The sequence below is a fragment of the Aeoliella fuhlenseeensis genome (genome assembly GCF_052161615.1).
Taxonomy (GTDB): Bacteria; Planctomycetota; Planctomycetia; order Pirellulales; family Lacipirellulaceae; genus Aeoliella.
This window is the reverse complement of sequence record NZ_CP197417.1, coordinates 554,156-571,152: the sequence shown is the minus strand read 5'-3', so window position 1 is coordinate 571,152 and position 16,997 is coordinate 554,156. Positions and strand designations below refer to the sequence as shown.

The 16,997-nt window shown below is 60.0% G+C and carries 13 protein-coding genes; 6 read left to right on the top strand and 7 right to left on the bottom strand.

Annotated elements, in window-relative coordinates; translation table 11 throughout:
* Positions 1-54: 54 nt before the first annotated feature.
* Both SH292x_RS02240 and SH292x_RS02235 read right to left on the bottom strand, forming a co-directional pair.
* Positions 55-603: a hypothetical protein gene (locus SH292x_RS02240; protein ID WP_442483950.1), complete on the bottom strand. Its 549-nt coding sequence runs from the start codon at positions 601-603 to the stop codon at positions 55-57.
* A 91-nt stretch (positions 604-694) separates the two neighbouring features.
* Positions 695-1,690: an AAA family ATPase gene (locus SH292x_RS02235; protein WP_442485887.1), complete on the bottom strand. Its 996-nt coding sequence runs from the start codon at positions 1,688-1,690 to the stop codon at positions 695-697.
* 345 nt (positions 1,691-2,035) lie between these two features.
* Between SH292x_RS02235 and SH292x_RS02230 the strand changes: the two genes are divergently transcribed.
* A complete protein-coding gene (locus SH292x_RS02230) occupies positions 2,036-4,369 on the top strand; it encodes a DUF4159 domain-containing protein (RefSeq protein WP_442483949.1) in 2,334 nt (777 codons plus the stop codon).
* 269 nt (positions 4,370-4,638) lie between these two features.
* Here the strand turns inward: SH292x_RS02230 and SH292x_RS02225 are convergent, their stop codons facing one another.
* Complete coding sequence (locus tag SH292x_RS02225; protein ID WP_442483948.1) at positions 4,639-6,615, bottom strand: redoxin domain-containing protein; 1,977 nt, start codon at positions 6,613-6,615, stop codon at positions 4,639-4,641.
* 195 nt (positions 6,616-6,810) lie between these two features.
* Here SH292x_RS02225 and SH292x_RS02220 point away from each other — a divergent pair, with 195 nt between their 5' ends.
* Complete coding sequence (locus SH292x_RS02220; RefSeq protein WP_442483947.1) at positions 6,811-10,047, top strand: hypothetical protein; 3,237 nt, start codon at positions 6,811-6,813, stop codon at positions 10,045-10,047.
* A gap of 45 nt (positions 10,048-10,092) precedes the next feature.
* Complete coding sequence (locus tag SH292x_RS02215; RefSeq protein ID WP_442483946.1) at positions 10,093-10,506, top strand: diacylglycerol kinase family protein; 414 nt, start codon at positions 10,093-10,095, stop codon at positions 10,504-10,506.
* A 40-nt stretch (positions 10,507-10,546) separates the two neighbouring features.
* On the opposite strand, the gene SH292x_RS02210 is transcribed toward SH292x_RS02215, so the two are convergent.
* From SH292x_RS02210 to SH292x_RS02200, 3 genes are all read right to left on the bottom strand, one after another.
* A complete protein-coding gene (locus SH292x_RS02210; protein ID WP_442483945.1) occupies positions 10,547-11,086 on the bottom strand; it encodes a hypothetical protein in 540 nt (179 codons plus the stop codon).
* Between the two features lie 196 nt (positions 11,087-11,282).
* Entirely contained in the window at positions 11,283-12,437 is a 1,155-nt protein-coding gene (locus SH292x_RS02205) for a DNA topoisomerase IV subunit A (protein WP_442483944.1), read from the bottom strand.
* An 80-nt stretch (positions 12,438-12,517) separates the two neighbouring features.
* On the bottom strand, positions 12,518-14,641 hold the full coding sequence (locus tag SH292x_RS02200; RefSeq protein WP_442483943.1) for a DNA topoisomerase VI subunit B: 2,124 nt from the start codon (positions 14,639-14,641) through the stop codon (positions 12,518-12,520).
* Between the two features lie 452 nt (positions 14,642-15,093).
* Between SH292x_RS02200 and SH292x_RS02195 the strand changes: the two genes are divergently transcribed.
* The gene (locus SH292x_RS02195) at positions 15,094-15,531 is read left to right on the top strand and encodes a hypothetical protein (RefSeq protein WP_442483942.1); all 438 of its coding nucleotides are present in this window, start codon (positions 15,094-15,096) and stop codon (positions 15,529-15,531) included.
* Between the two features lie 86 nt (positions 15,532-15,617).
* Entirely contained in the window at positions 15,618-15,980 is a 363-nt protein-coding gene (locus tag SH292x_RS02190) for a hypothetical protein (protein WP_442483941.1), read from the top strand.
* A gap of 244 nt (positions 15,981-16,224) precedes the next feature.
* On the opposite strand, the gene SH292x_RS02185 is transcribed toward SH292x_RS02190, so the two are convergent.
* Positions 16,225-16,725, bottom strand: coding sequence for a hypothetical protein (locus tag SH292x_RS02185; protein WP_442483940.1), 501 nt, complete (start codon positions 16,723-16,725; stop codon positions 16,225-16,227).
* Between SH292x_RS02185 and SH292x_RS02180 the strand changes: the two genes are divergently transcribed.
* Complete coding sequence (locus tag SH292x_RS02180) at positions 16,724-16,957, top strand: hypothetical protein (protein ID WP_442483939.1); 234 nt, start codon at positions 16,724-16,726, stop codon at positions 16,955-16,957. The two genes, SH292x_RS02185 and SH292x_RS02180, sit on opposite strands and share 2 nt — an antisense overlap.
* Positions 16,958-16,997 lie beyond the last annotated feature (40 nt).

The following is a 16,997-nucleotide window of genomic DNA, read 5'->3' as shown; positions in this document are numbered from 1 at the left end:
CCATTCATTTGGATTTACCACAGAGAGCACGGAGGTCGTGGTTGGGTAGTAATCCTAGGGTCCACGAGGGGGGCTGTAGTTACGGATCGCGGTAGGCTTGCCAAACACCTCCTCCAAGTCGCCTAACTTCGTTCCTATGAGATCGTGAAACGGACCTTCACGATTGATTCCAACTTGAATTCCTCCGGGAATCTGCACAAGTCTTTCTCCCTCCCACTTCATTCTTCCAGAAGCCCGCCCGTACGATAATTCCCCTGTTTTGTCGAACGTAAGCTTAAGTCCCAAATCGCCGAAGTAGAAAAAACGATCTCGATTGCCGAGAATATCATCGGACTTGTTGTTTACGCCTTCAGCGTTTCGCTCTTCAGCAGTTCTCAAGATGTCATTGGCGAGTCCTTGAGTGATATCCGGAACATAGATTTCGGTATTATCTGGGAGCCGAAGCCAGAGCGGGGACTTACGATGAAAGTTGACCTCCCAGTCTCCTTGTTGCTTTATGAAGTAGTACCCTTCGTATTCCACCAGCCGCCGGTTATTTCGAGGCCACATCAAAAATGCAGCTATGAGTAGTACTGGTATCAGAGTGGCGGCAAATAGCTTCACATTTCTTCCTTCTCAAATGGCAAACCGAGATCCTTCAGTCGCCGGGGCTCCCTCAGGATGACAGGTCTTGGCTTACGCTCCTCACCTCGCCTTATCCCTTCTCGTTAAACTTAGGAATCTCCGGCGTCGGGATTTCCTTGAGCAGCCGGTTGATCACGTCTTCGGTGGTCATCCCTTCGGCTTGGGCTTGGAAGTTGGTGCTCACGCGGTGACGCAGGACGGGGACGGCTACTTTTTGGATGTCTTCGATCGCCACGCTGAACCGGCCGTCCATCGCGGCGAGGGCTTTGCCGCCGTGGATGAGGAACTGCCCGGCACGGGGGCCGGCACCCCAGGCGACGAGGTCCTTCACGAACTCGGGAGCCGACTCGTCACGCGGGCGGGTTGCGCGGACGATCGACGCGGCGTACTTGATGATGTACTCGCTCACCGCGACGCTCGCCACGAGCTTTTGCAAGTTCAAGATCGCGCGGGCCGACAGCACCTTGGTTGGCTCTTGCTTCTCACCCCGCGTCGTGGCGGCGAGAATGCGTTCCTCTTCGAGGCGCGTGGGGTAATCGATCTTGATGTTGAACATGAACCGGTCGAGCTGCGCTTCGGGCAGCGGGTAGGTTCCTTCCTGCTCGATCGGGTTCTGCGTCGCAATCGTAAAGAACGGATCGGGTAACGTGTACGTTTCCTGCCCCACGGTGACTTCGCGTTCCTGCATCGCCTGGAGCAGCGCGGCCTGGGTCTTGGGCGGCGTGCGGTTGATTTCGTCCGCCAGCAGGATGTTGGTGAAGATCGGCCCTTCGACGAACCGGAAATTTCGCCGTCCCTGGTCGTCTTCTTCCAGGACGTTGGTGCCCGTGATGTCCGAAGGCATCAGGTCGGGGGTGAACTGGATGCGTTTGAACTCCAGGTCGAGGATGCGCGATAGCGTCGAGACCATGAGCGTCTTGGCGAGGCCCGGCACGCCCTCCAGCAGGCAGTGTCCCCGCGTGAAGATGGCGGCGAACAGTTGCTCGATCACCAAGTCTTGGCCAATGATGATCTTTTGCAGTTCCTGCTGCATCACCATGCGGTGCTGCCGGAACTCCTGGAGGATGTCCCCCAGATTGCGTGCCTTCGCGGCTTGACCTTGGGCACTGGCGGCGGGGTTCGGAGATCCGGGAGGGGTGGCAGTGCTCAAAACAGTCCCTTTACTACTCGAACTCGCCCATTAGCCGGACCGCCACGCGGTCCGCGATCGCAAGACGTGGTCATTTCTATTGCAGTCGATGTCCCTACGCACGAACCGCCCCCAAGGGACGGTCGCGTCGAACGGTTTATTCTATCGGTGCGTATCAAGTGCGACAATCTGCAATAACTGCCCCGGTAGTCGCGGTAACTAAGGTGACGTACGATACTTAGGCGCGCACCCGCGCGTGTACGTACGCAAAAGGAGTTCGCCATGTCAGGCCGGCGATATTCGCTCACCGCACTATTTGCCGCAATCGTTACGATCGCGACCCTTCCCCCCTCGGCAACAGCCGCAATTACCGCGGCGGACGTTACCGCGGCCATCGATCGCGGGCGTGACTACCTGCTGCGCGAGCAATCGCCCCGCGGCACGTGGGACGATCTCGGAAATTATCCCGGTGGCGTCACTGCCCTGGTGACACTTGCGCTGCTCGACGCCGGAGTCGACGCCAAGTCGGCCCAAATGCAGAAGGCCCTCGGCTACCTTCGCGCGAACACGTTCGACAAAACCTACAGCGTCTCGCTACAAACCATGGCCCTCTGCGCCGGCGAGCCGAAGCGCGATCGCCTACTGATCGAGCAGAAGGTCGATTGGCTCGAACGCAATCAAATCACTCAAGGCGAGAACGCCGGTTCGTGGAGCTATCCCGGGGCGGGTGGCGACCGCAGCAACTCGCAGTTCGCCGTCCTCGCGCTGCACGAAGCGCAGCGCGTCGGCATTCGTGTGAACCCCGAGACCTGGAAGCTTGCCGCCGGTTACTGGCGTCGCGGGCAGAACGGCGATGGCTCGTGGGAGTACGCCCCCATCCCCGGACCCTCAGGCAGCATGACCTGCGCGGGCATCGGTGCGCTGGTCGTCACGTCGCTCGCCGTCGACGAAGGGGATGCCCGCGTGGTGAACGACCGCGTGCTCTGCTGCCAACCTCAAGCCGACGACCAAGCGATCGAGCGTGGACTCGACTGGCTCGGGCGGCACTTCTCGGTCGAGCGCAATCCCGGCGCGATCGATGTCGGCGCGGTGTGGCACTACTACTACTTATATGGCGTCGAGCGTGTGGGGCGACTCACCGCGCGGAGGCTTATTGGTCAAAGCGATTGGTATCGCGAAGGTGCCGAGTACTTGGTGAATCACCAGGACCCGCTGGCCCACTACTGGAAAGGCTCGAGTCACGGCGAGAGCAATCCGCACGTCGCCACGTCGATGGCTATGTTGTTCCTCTCCAAAGGTCGCCGGCCTATCGTGATGGGCAAGCTTCAGCACGGCAACGGCACCGACTGGAATAACCACCGCCTCGACGCCGCGAATCTCACCGTGTTCGCCGAGGAACAATGGGACCTCGATCTCACTTGGCAAATCATCAACCCGAAGTCGGCGAGCGTCGAGGATCTGCTGCAAGCGCCCGTGCTCTACATCAGTGGCAATCAAGCACCGAACCTCGACAACGACGCGAAGAAACTCCGCGACTACATCGATCGTGGCGGATTCATCTTCGCCGAGTCTTGCTGTGGCGACTCGAAGGCTTTCAATCAGGGCTTTCGCCAGCTTGTCGAGGACATGTTCCCCGAACCCGAGTACCGCCTGCATCAATTGCCGCCGAGCCACCCTATCTGGCGGATGGAACGCTTAGTGCGGCCCAATTCGCCTTACGTTGGCAAGCTTTGGGCGGTCGAGTACGGCTGCCGCACGTGCGTGGTGTTCTCTGAAAGCGACTTGTCGTGCTACTGGGAGCTACGCCGCCCTGGCCGCATCACCAAGTACAGCGACAACATCGAACAGCAGATCGACGATGCCATGACCATTGGCATCAACGTACTGACCTACGCCACGAACCGCGAACCCAAGGGCAAGGAGCAGAGCTTCGTCGACGAGTTTGCGGCCGATGCCGCCAATCAAGTTGGTGGCCGTGGTGTGATCGAAGTCGCCAAGCTACGTCACGGCGGTGGTTGCGACGACGCGCCCGGCGCGCTCGCCAACTTGCTGCGTGCCGCGTCGCAGGGGGACATCAAGCTCCGCATCTCGACCGACGATCGCTTGATCGGCGCGGGTGGCAAGGACCTGTTCCGCCATCACCTCGTCTTCATGCATGGCCGGCACGAGTTCCGCTTCACCCCCGCCGAGCGAAACAATCTGCGCGAGTACCTGGAAAACGGCGGCACGTTGCTAGCCGACTCCATCTGCGCGTCCAGCGCGTTCACCAAGGCGTTCCGCCGCGAGATGGGCGAAGTGCTCCCCAACTCCACACTCGAACGCATCCCGGCGACCGACAGTCTATTGACCACCGCGCATGGTGGGTACGACTTGGCGAAAGTCGAAATCCGCGACCCCCAACCCGCCGCCGACAACCGCCCGCTGGCCGCCCGCGTGAGACAGATCGAACCACAACTCGAAGGCATCAAAATCGGCGACCGCTGGGCCGTGGTCTACTCGCCACTGGATCTCAGTTGCGCGCTCGAAAAACACGAAGCGATCGAATGCCGCGGCTATACGAGGGAAGACGCCGCAAGAATCGGGCTCAACGTGCTGCTGTATACGCTGAATCCCTGACCAAGCTTGCTGCGTGCGTGTCATTTTGAGGGAGCCCCAGCGACTGAAGAATCTCGTTCGCCATTCGAAACAAGTCTCACGCAGAGACGCCAAGACGCAGAGAAACGACGCGGAGGAATTGGGAACACTAATCCGCGCTAATCGACACTGATAAGAAAACATTAGTGAAGATTAGCGTGGATTAGTGTTCCTAAAAATGGCAAAGGAGATCCTTCGGTCGCCGGGGCTCCCTCAGGATGACATGGTGCATGGAGCAACGAGCCGCGGTGTTACCCCCGCATCTTCGCCACTGCCGTCAAGATCTCTCCCAGCTGCAGCAATCCATCCCGATCAGCATCGATGCGGTCGAACGCGGCGCTGATCACCGGGTGGCCGGCGGCTTCTTCTTTGCTGAGGCCCGCGTTGCCGTCCTTGTCGCCGGCATCGAAATGTCCCACGATGTCGAGGCCCGTCGACACGGTTTTGGTTCCCGCAGGTCGTTCGTCATCGCGGGGCATGATGAGATCAAAATAGCCGAGCATCATTTCGTCCCAGCTTTGGTCGCCCCAGGTCACGGTGACCGTGGGGTCGGGGTTCGCCAAGTTCTTCTTCGAGTTGTCGAACACTGCCCGGCAGAAGAGCGTTGAACCCGCCGGCAGCGTGCGTGGTTCTTTCAGCACGTAGCGCGTTTGCCAGTTGAAGTCGTAGGCGGGGACGTCGAGCAGCACCTCGCGCTTGCCATCCTGCGTCACCAGTTCGTAGCGAAACGCCTTGCCCCGCAGATGCATGTGCGGCGACAGCGAGAGGAGCGTCACGTCTTGCTTGATGGGCCGGCTGGTGGCGGTCACCACGTGCGAGTCTTCGCCAGGTGGAATCTTGAAGTCAAGGTTCCCTAGCTCGCAGGTCACCACTTCGCGTTCCATCTTCTCGGGATCGGCAAACAGCACGCCGAGTTTGGTGATGTCGGTCTGCGGCGAGCCAATCGGCGTGTAGTGCATTTCGAAGATGAAGTCCGACCCCGCCGGCACCAGCTTCGCTGAATTCTCGGGCAGAGCGTCGCAGCGCAAACCTGGAACGTAAGCGGCGAGAAAAATCTTCTCGCGGCGGCCTTCGCTCCCCGGTGGATCGGCGTAGACGATCGTGTGGTGCACGACGCGAGGGTTTCCCGGTTGCACTTCCATGCCCTCGAGCCACGTGTCCTTCTCAAAACCACTCGGCACGCGGAACAGCTGGTACGGCACACCTTCTTTCCCCGCATCGGCCGGCACGTGGTACTCCTCGGGCATCGCAAACACCATGTCGGGTTCGCGCGACAGTTGCCAACCCGCGGTGTAGGTCCGAGGTTCGGGCAAGTCGGCAGGGTCGCCTTCAGGGCAACCGGCCTCGACCCATTTGTAGATGATCTGTTTCTCTTCCTCCGGCATGCTGCGGTCGTTGGTGAACTCGCCATGCGCGGGGTCGGCGTGCCAGGGTGGCATCCGGCGGTCGCGAATCACCTCGGCCATCATCTCGCCCCAGCCGGCGACCTCGTCGTACGATAAGAGCTCGAACGGCCCGATCTCCCCCTCGCGGTGACACTCCACGCAGCGAGCTTGGAGAATCGGGGCGACATCGCGAGTGTAGGTAATTTCGCTCGAAGGCTTCGCCTCGCGCGACCGGCCGATGATACAGCCCATTGCCTTAGTCTCCGGCACCGATACCGGTTTGTCGGCCAGCAGTTCGTCGAGTGCAATCCGCAGGTCCTCGCGATCGGCGTGGTCACGGACAATGCCCACCACGTACTGATCGTCGACCCGGCCTTGATAGCGGATCTTACGATCGGCATCGAGCACGAACACTTGTGGCGTACGCTCGGCACCGAACTGGTCGGCGACCTTGTTGGCCTGGTCCTTGAGCACCGGGTAGGTCAGCTCGTGCTCGCGGACAAACGCAGCTAGCTTGCGAAGCGAGTCCTGCCGGTTTGAATCGATGGCCACGACCGCCACCCCGCGATCGGCGTACTCGCCGGCGAGGGTTTGCAGCCGCGCGGCGTACAGCTTTGCTAGCGGGCACTCGGTGCCCACGAACGCCACGACCACCAGCTTGCTATCGGCGAGTTCCGCTAGCGAATGCGTCTTTCCCAAGTGGTCGGGGAGCTCGAAAGCATCGATCGTCCGGCCGATGGACGCCGCGTGGGCACTCGGCGAACTAGCGAGCAGAGCAATCAAGCCGCTAGCAAGTAGGAAGGCGAATCTGGTGAGAAGCGAGCGAAGGCGGGTTGAGGGCATGACACCAACTTGCGGAGAGGGAGAGAGGCTTCGTGCTCTGGTTATACCCCAACTCCCCCCCGGAAGTTTCACACGGTTTTCCGTCGTCGCAAGACATTACTACCACGCCACTTACGACTGCTAGCACGGAGCCCAAATTACCTTGACCCCCCAGCGCCGCCGCACCTATACTCCGCGGCCCTCCCTCTCGGCGGAATGGATTCCGCCGGTGGGTCCACTCGTCTCGTGCATCGCGGCAAGGAAGCCTCGTCCATCGCCAAGTCGTCGTTCAGCTTGAATCGCGTCCCTGCGCAGTCGGTCCGCCGCGCGCCAGGTGCGCGACGCGTGTGCGCAGCGATGATCTTCATCGCAGTCATCGCAAGTGCTGCGCGCGGCGAAGTCTTCCTGCCTCGACCCGACGGCAATCCGGCGATTGCGATCTCAGCGAAGTCGGCGACCAAGTGGCAAGAGGGGGTGTACGAAACGTGGCATCTCACGGGCGACTGCACGTTCCGCCAAGGCGACAACATCGTCACGGCGAACGAGGCGATCGTGTGGATCGCGCCACCGAGCCCCGACGAGCCCGATGCCCCGCACAAAGTGATCATCTACGCCGAGCCCGCGACGGGGCAATCGGTGCAACTCGCTCATCGTCCGACCGGCGCGGCCGCGTCGCAGCAAAACACTCCGACTTGGTTTGGCCGCTGGACTTCGGGCCCCGGCGTGGCATGGACGCTCGCGCAGCAGTCGGTCGCTCCGCCGACCGCCCCCGCGATCCATACGCGCGCGACTGCCGCGCTACAGTCCGCGGCCACGGCGAAGGTCGATGGCGAAGTCCAGCCCGCACAGTTCCAGCAGTTTGTCCCACCCCCTGCCCCGTCGGGCGTCAACCAAGTCGGGGTGCGCCGCATTCGCTTGGCCCCTCGTAGTGGTGTTGGCATGCAGTTCGAAGGCCGGGCACTTCCCAACGGCGAATCGATTGGCATCATCAGCGGCGGCGCGCAGATCATCATCGAAGGGCTCAACGCCCAGGGTATCCCCGCAGAAATCGGCTCGGTCGACATGCTCGACATCCAGACCGACCGCGCGGTGGTTTGGACGGCGGGCGGGATCAATGGCGGATCGTTCGAGCAAGGCAAAGACGTGCCGATGGAGATTTACATGGAAGGCAACATTGTCTTCCGCCAAGGGGATCGCACCGTCTACGCCGATCGCATGTACTACGATGTCCGCCGCAACGTCGGCACGATCATCAATGCCGAACTTCAGACCCCGCTGACCTCGGTCAAAGGGGTCGACTACGCTGGCATCGTCCGTCTTCGTGCCGGGGTGATCGAGCAGCTCGACGCGTCGCGGTTCGTCGCCCACGACGCCATGCTCACGCCAAGCCGCCTGGAAGTTCCGAGCTCGCACCTCGGCGCGCGAACCATCACGCTCGAGAACACGCAGCGGCCGAAGATTAACCCGCTCACCGGTCAGCAAGCGGTGAACCCCGTAACGCTCGAACCGGAATTCGAGTCCCGAAGCCTCGCTCAAAGCCAGGGCAACTTCGTGTACATCGATAGCTGGCCCGTGTTCTATTGGCCGACGCTCACCACCGATCTGGAAGAGCCCAACTTCTACATCAATAACTTGCGAGTTCGCAACGACCGCATCTACGGCTTCCAGGCCCTGGTGGGTCTCGACATGTTTCAGATGCTGGGGGTCAACGAACCACCGCGCGGCGTCGAATGGGAACTGAACCTCGACTACCTCAACAAGCGTGGCTTCGGTTACGGCACGACCGTCGAGTACAACCGCGACGAATTCTTCGGCATCCTCGGGCCGGTCGATGGCCTGTTCGATACGTGGTTCATCAAAGACCACGGCGTCGACAACCTCGGCTTCTTCCGCCGCGACATCGTCCCCGAGAAGTCGTTCCGCGGCCGCACGTTCCTTAACCATCGCCAGTACCTGACCGATGGCTGGCTCGAAGGCTGGACCGTGCAGGGCGAGATTGGTTGGATCAGCGACCGCACGTTCCTCGAGCAGTACTACGAACAAGAGTACGACGATCGCAAGGACCAACTCACCGGCATCCGGCTAAAGCGAGTCGACCACATCAGTTCGTTTGGCATCGAAGCCAATGGCCAGCTCAACCCGTTCTGGACGCAAACGCAGTGGCTGCCGCGGCTCGACTACTATCGCCTGGGGCAGGACTTCGGCGACGAAGTCTTCACCTGGAACTCGCACACCAGCGGGGCGTACGCCAACCAGAACATGGCGAGCACGCCAACCAATCCGACGCTGCTGAGCCAGTTCACGCTGTTCCCATGGGAAACCGATTCGCTCGGCAACCGCGCCACGGCCGAAGGCGAGCGCATCCTCACCCGCAACTCGATCGCCGCGCCAATCAACCTCGAGCCGTTCAAGGTGGTGCCCTACGTCCTCGGCGAACTGGGCCATTGGGGTCAGGACCTCGAGGGCAACGACATCCAGCGGGCGTATGGCCAAGTCGGTCTCAAGGCAAGCATTCCGTTCTGGACGGTGAATCCATATATCCAGGACCCCGTGTTCAACCTCAACGGTCTCGCGCACAAAGTGGTGTTCGACATGGACGCCTCGTACTCCGAGTCGAACCGCGACATGACCGACTTCCCGCTGTACGACGAGATCGACGACGACGTGTTCGACGACATCCGCCGGCGGTTGTTCTTCCAGCCGTTCGGTGGTTTGCTGGCGGGGACCTACTTCGATCCGTCGACGACACCAACGACCATCGACCCCAAGTTCGACCCGCGGTTCTACTTACTCCGTTCGAACACTCAAGGCTGGGTCACCTCTCCCGGCAAAGAAATCGCCGACGACCTGTCCGTCGTGCGGTTCGGCATGCGGCAACGCTTGCAGACTAAACGTGGCCTCGGCGAACGGCAGCACATCGTCGACTGGATGACGCTCGATAGCAACATTTCGTGGTTTCCGCAGGACGGCCGCGACAACTTCGGCTCTGACTTTGGCCTGTTCGACTACGACTACAGCTGGCATCTCGGCGACCGGTTCACGCTGGTCTCCGATGGTGCGGCCGACATGTTCGGCGACGGGCTTCGCACCGTGTCGGGCGGCATGATTCTCAATCGCCCCTCGCGCGGCAACATTTACATGGGCTATCGCACCATGCGTGGACCGTTTACCGCCGACGTGCTCACCGCAACGGTCAACTACCGCATGAATACCAAGTGGGTGGGCTCGGCGAGCGCGATGTACGACTTCAGCGAAGCGGGCAACATCGGCCAGTCGCTGACGTTCAGCCGCATTGGCGAGTCGCTCATTGTCAGCATCGGTGGCAGCTATGATGAATCCAAAGACAACGTCAGCTTCAACTTCATGATCGAACCCCGCTTCCTCCCCAAGCTGATGCTCCAGCGCGAGACCGGCATTATCATTCCCCCCGTCGGCGTTGGCGGGCCGGAGTAATCGCTTAGAGCACGATTGGCGGCTGGGAAGAACTCGACAGGTCACATGATGAAGAACAGGCGCACGCCCGACTCTCCGATTCCCGTCGCGATTCCCAAGTCGCTCGGTGCCCGCTGGGCATGGAAGTTCTCGTGCGCTGCCCGCGGCGTGTTCGCTGGCATGCGCGGCCAGAACAGCTTTTGCGTCCACATCCCCGCCGCCTTCATCGCTTGCGGCATCGCCGCGTGGCTGGAAATCACCCAGGCCGACTGGCTCGCACTCGCACTCTGCATCACGCTAGTCTTCACCGCCGAACTACTGAACTCGGCGATAGAACACCTGGCCCGCGCGGTCGCACGCGAACAGCACCCCGAAATCCGCGACGCCCTCGACATCGCCAGCGGCGCGGTGCTCGCCGCGGCGATTGGCGCGAGCGTGGTGGGGGTGATGGTGCTGATGAGTCACGTGAGCGGCGTGTAGTTGCGCTGGCACACATCGGCTGTGCTCGCACTTTGCAGTCTTAGTGCGACCTCAGTTGACGGCCAAACTGCCAAACCACCCATGCGAAGAAGATGTATGCAATCGTCATGCAAGTCCCGCCAACCACCGACATGAACTGAGCTGCCATCGCAACGTACTTTTCATCGAGAACGAAGATCCCGACGCCTGATAGCAACGATACTGATAGTGCCGTGGTTCCTATCCAAAACAGGTGAGTCTTGAGCTTCGATAATTGATCGTTTGCTAGCAAATGAGATAGCCGATGCAAAACGACCCAAAAACATAGCGCGGCGGCGAGAGTAGAAAGACTCGTGAGAATAACACCACCGAATGGCAAAAGGCCAAGCAACTGTAGCCCCGCAGCTATGCCGACCCAAAGCGTCGCTTTCGCCTCGCGCGGGATGAGTAAACAGACGACATACCCAATTCCTAAAACGAGCCGAGACAAATAGTACAACGTTGGCACTAAGAAGCCATAAACGAAATGCGGAAGAGTTTCGACAAGCTCGAAAAATACGATGTAAAACTGATTGCATGCTGTGAGAGCTGCCAGCAACACAAACCCCACTCCGACCAAGTATAGACCCCATCGAAGCCCACGTACTTCTCCACGTGCAGCACCTACGACATGGCTTGCGACCTCAAGTTCGTCGGTTAATGCAGGGGACTCGTAAGGATTTGTCACAAAATCTTCGACCTTAGATGTCGTTTAATAGCGCACTTTTGGATTTCTGAAGTTCAAATAGCACCGACATCTAATCCAACCAGTCCTGCTCCTCCAACCGCTCCGGCACGTAGACTTCGGTGACGTAGCTGATGTCCTTGGAGATCAACGATTCGACTTCGAGCTTGAAGTCGTTCTTGAGCATCCGCTGGATCTCGTTCTGCCAGTCTTTCTTCTTCTCGAACCAAGGGTACTTCGCGATCTGCTTGGCGCGTTTCTTGTCAGTATCCGACAGGGTGATTTTCACGCTATCCGATAGCTTGCAGCGATCGAAGTCGATGCTCCGTAGGCCCAGGTACTTGGCTTCGGGGATCGCCATGCGTTGCGATTCGAACGCCAAGTTGATCGAGCCTTGCTTCAGCACGCTGTAAATGTAGTATCCCCACGGGTCGTTATCGAGCACGCAGTACACCGGTAGTCCGAGCTCGAAGTGAAGACGATTCAGCATGCGGCGCACGCCACGCGGAGGCTGGCCTGCGCCGTGGGTGAGGATGCAGTTGTGCGTTTCCCAGAAACGGTCCTCGTTGAATCGCTGCCACACCGTGCCTTTTTCGACATGCAGAATGAACTCGGCACCGCACTTCTTCCTGTCGAGCTGAATGATATCGGGCTCAACGATCGAGGGAATGGCATAGCCGCCCGACCCCATGCGGCTGCAATCGATCGTATCTCCGCGGTCGATCAGCGTGATGTTGCCCACCATCGCCCCGCGATTCTCGGCGTACAAGTGAAGCTCTTCGCGAATCGAATCAAGCAACACTTCCACGTCTTCGATAATGGTGTCGCACTCGCCCTGTTCGTCGAACGTATTCTCCTTCGTCTTCTCGATGGTGTGCTTGAGCATGTAAAACAGACCTCGGAGGCTCGTGCTCTTGCCCTGATCGAGAAGCTGCTTGCAACCACTCGCCACCAGCATCGTCCGCATGTACGACTTAGCTTGCGACAAGTCAAAGAGCTGCCGGCGGTTCTTGCCCGAGCCCATTTCAAGAATACGCTTTTTGGGGCTGTAGCGGACGTTCGACAGCGTGCGGCTGGGGATGTCGACGTACGGATCCTTCTTAGTCGCCGCGGCCTTCACCACCCCGTCGGCCAGGTTAGTGATCGAAGCCAGCGTCTTCTTATCGCGGTCCGTCAACTTGACGGGGGCCTTCGTAGCGGTCGGGCGTATGGGGCGTTTCTTGGCCATAATTCGGTTCGTTCTTTTGATTTCTCACGCAAAGACGCGAAGGGGCAATTTCAGAAGATTCGTTGTGACCTTAACTCTGCCTACTCCTCCACTTCGTCCTCAACTTCCTCTTCTTCCACCACCGCACTGGCGCGGTTGATGGCCGCGGCGTGTTGCGAGGGGTCGACGATCAGCACGTTGCCGCCGAGGTCGAGGTCGTCTTCCTCTTCGATCTTCCGGCCGCGGTCGTCGAGTTTCATGTCGGCGTCGCTGGTGACCTTTTTCGCCACGTCGAGCAGTTGCTGGTAGAGCTTGTCCTGCTCGGTGCCGTTGATCACGCTCACCGCGCTCGACACTTCCTTGAGGTATCGCATGAAGATCTCGCGGCGATCGCTTTGTTGACGCACCCGCAAGCGCCGGCGAAGGTACATGCCGAGCTTGCGACCCACGGCTTGCAGGCCGAGGCGGATTTCCTTTTGGATTTCCGGGTAGCTCGCGATCGCTTCTTTGCTTTCGCTGGTAAACGGTACCCACACGCTGGCGATGTGCACCATCAGCGTCACGGGGCCCTTCGGCAGGCCGCCGCGAGACTGACTCAGCCCGTAGCCGCGCCAGTTGGTGCCGACCACGGTCTGCGTCACCGCACACGCGGCTTGCTGGAACTGCAGCGGCACGCGATTGGCGTAACGCATGACTTCCATTTGCTGCCCTTCGGCGACGTTGATGTTCTTCATCGCCTCGAACAGCTTCTCGCGTTCTTTTGGCTTGAGGCCGCCAGGGTTTTGCCGCGTGCCGATCCCGGCGGCCTTGACGATCTTGTCGGCACCTTCGCCACCCAGGCCGTTGAAAGTATGAATTAGGAACTGCCGAACGGTCCGCGTGTCGGTCTCGTCGAGCAACTCGTCGAGCAGGTCCTTCGTCACGTTCTGGGTTGGCGCACTACCGCCGTACGCGAGACCGACTTCAATCTGGAACGGATTGCCACGGTACACGGCCGGTGGGCGAGTGGCGGCGGCGTAGAACTCGCCCGGCACCACTTGGTGCAAGCCCTTGAGGATCAGGTCCTCGCCGATGGGACAGATGCAGTCCGTCGCCGGCGGAGCGATCTTTGTGGTCTGAATCGTTTGGTACAGCAAATCGGCGTGCGATCGATTCAGCTTGCGCACCCCGGCGCGTGGCGTGATCTTCGCTCCTTCGCACAGCTTCTTCGCGATCGCTGGATTGACGCGCGAGAACTTCGTCCGCAGGAACTCGCCAATCGTCATCGGCTCCGACTCTTCGAGCATCTGCGCGAGGCGGCCAATCTCCACGCCGTACGGATGCGGCTTGATCTCTTTCGGCTCGGGCGGCAACACCTGGGCGCTACGCTCGTAGTCGTATTGGTAGTCCTCGGGATCGAGATAATGCAGTGTGATGTGCGGGTTGGCGATCGCCGTTTGCTGTAGGTACTCGTCAACGCTGCCACGCCCGCGAACGAACTTCGCCTCGAGCTCGATGGTCACGCGCGTGCCGTGTGGTTGATCGACCCACTCGATGCCGTGCTTCTCGATGACCGCTTTGCCCTTATCGCCGGGAGGGATGTCGACCCCTTCGCCAGCGCCGTTGAGAATCTTGGGCTCGTTCTTCTTCGTGTCGATCTGGATCTCGTAGTAGTGCGCCGGCTTCTTGGCGTCGATCTTCGAGATGATCTTCACCGGCTTGCCGGTGGTCTGCACGCCGTACATGCCGGCGGCCGAGATGCCGATGCCCTGCTGGCCACGGCTTTGGCGGAGGCGGTGGAACTTGGAACCGTACAGCAGCTTGCCGAAGATCAGCGGTATCTGCTTCTTGAGAATGCCGGGCCCATTATCCTGAATGCCGACCTTGTACTTGCCCGCACCGGTCTGCTGAATGTGAACCCAAATCTCGGGCAGAATGCCGGCCTCTTCGCACGCGTCGAGCGAGTTGTCGACCGCTTCCTTGACCGTCGTCAACAAGGCCTTGCGCGGATTGTCGAAGCCCAACAGATGGCGGTTCTTGGCAAAGAACTCGCTGACCGAGATCTCTTTCTGATTCGCCGCCATCGCCTGGGCGGTGGTGCGCCGGCCGGCCGGCTTGCGGGCGGGCGCGGAGGTTTCTTCACTGGCGTCGTGTTCGTCGGCCTCGTGTTCAGCAGCTTTGCCATTCGACTCGGCAGCTCGGACTTTCCGTTTGACGGTTTTCTTCTTGCGGGCAGGGGTAGCCAAGGCGAACTGCTCCAATGTTGCTGACTTCTAAAACGATGCGGCCGCTATGCGATCGGCAATCCTTCGCCCCCAATCCCAGCCAAGCCGTACGATTAGCGGTTAGGGCTGCGTGTTAAACCTTGCGGGCCGTGCCGATTATAGCGGCCCGCCGGGGGCTCTCCCACCCGAGCAAAGGGGGTGAAACTGGTACGATGTGTTCAACTGTTACAGCTGTCAAATAAAGATTCACCCGCGGGGGCCGCACTGTCCGATTCCTTGCCCTACGGAGCGAGATGTTTTCCCGCTCCGCCCCACCACAGGATTTGCGATTCCCCATAACCGCCGGTCGATGTGGCACACCTCCCCCCGGTGGAGTGCCACCCCCCAACATCGACACCCCCCGCGGCGGCCCCCTTTCCTACCTGCCCGAGCCAAAGCCGGGCGACCCAATCCCGGAAAAGGAGCACGCCCCCATGCGTCGCCTACAACAAGTTGTCTTCACGGCGTGCATCGCCGCGATGGCCTGGCAAACGCTGCCCATCACCACCAGCACCACCGAAGCCGAGTACGGCTGGGAAGGTCGCCGGCGTATCAGCTACCAGTACTCGAAGGACCTGTTCTACAACCAATACGTAGGACCGGGCCCCGGCGCGGCTGCCGCCGAAATGTACACCTCGCCGCTCCCTGTGCCACAGCATGTCGGCCACATGTACAACACGTACCAGCCGTTCTATCCGAACGAATACATGTACCACCACAAGCGTTCGTACTACAACTATCACCCCGGTGCTGGTTGGACTCGCACGAATGCTCGCTATCGTAGCGACTGCTGCTGGTGGAAGGGCGACATCTGCTGTGGCGCCGCGAATCCGTTCGACTTCGGCGCGCTGCTTGATTGCTGCACTCCGTAAGCATTGCCTCGCCTAACGTGCAAGACGCGGTTCGCACGCAGAGCCACGCCTTGAGATCTCACACAATCGTTTGGGAGCCCCCGCTCATGTCCAAATACTACTTACTCGCGGTGCTCGCCTTGGCGACCACTGCCTCGGCTGTCGGCACGACCGCCAGCGCCATGGATCCCTATGTCTGGCCGAACCGTCGTGCGGAAACGTACGCGTGGCACGGTGGCTACGCTCATTCGTCCTACGGTGCGCCGGTCGCGCTGGTCGTCCCCCCGACCGCGAACCTGCAAACCAACTGGGGCTGGGGCGTCGGCAGCTCGCGCATCTCGCGCATCGACCACCAGTTCGGCCGCAACTACGGCGGCCCAGGCCCCTTCGGCGGCGGATTCAAAATGACTCCCCGCTGGCCGCACGACACCACCAACTTCGGTGTCTACTCGGTCCGCGGACCTTGGTAGTCGTGAGGTTGTCGAGAACAAGAACAGATCAAGCCGCGAGCCCCCGCTCGCGGCTTGGTTTGTTTGGTGAATCAGAGTTTTATAGGACTGTGGGAGGGCTCTCCGAGCCCGATTATCTGTCGCTGTAGAGAGTTCATTCGCACTGTGTCGAACTAAACGCGACGACAACTGGACATTATCCCAAAGGGATTACGTCTTTCAGCCTAGGGTTGCACCGAAGTAGCTACCCTGAGAGCGGGATTGGCTATTCTATTCCCGTGGTATCGATGTTGGATGGCCTTGGGTCCACGTAGTAGATGCCGAATCGTTCGAGACTGAACATTACACCCGCCACCTTTTCCCAGTGCTCGTCGAAACGCTCCCGCCACTCTGCGTAGGCGTTGTTGCGTATCTGAGGATCGTTCCAATACGCAGGTGGTTGGTCGAGATACACCTTGCCGAAGTCAAGAACGTAAGGAGGCTGGACGATCTCCATCTCGATTACCATCAAGTCTTCGTCGAAATCAATCAGTCGCGGAACGGCGAACCCGTCAATCGCGTCAACACCCGCAGCCGCCAGCCGCTGGTAACTTCCAAGCTCTACGTCAAAGTTGCTTCGGCGATGGAGTGCTTTAATCGCCGAGTCACTGGTTCGCCAAATTGTCCCGTCACTCCCGTATCCCAGCTTCTGCTGCTCGACTACAATACGGTTTCGAGCCCTGGCATACTGCTGGACTCGCTCAAAAAGCTCTGAGTCGCTCCGCATGTTGACTTCCCCAGGTTACTCGGCGTCCGTTTCGCTGCGTTTGGTCGTGGGCGGAGCTGCCATTGCGCTGTCGCATGTCGGGCCTACCGAGTTGGTCGTGCGCGGCGAGTGCGTTTCGATCGGTCCTTGTAATGGTCAATTGCAAGTCATTGTCGATGGCCAAGTCTCCAGCAAGCCCGTGTTTTTGCCGTTCGGCATTTCCGGACCAGGACAGCGAATAAAGTATCTCTAAGCTGTTCTAGTTGGTACCCCCTTCACTGAAGACTGGAAAT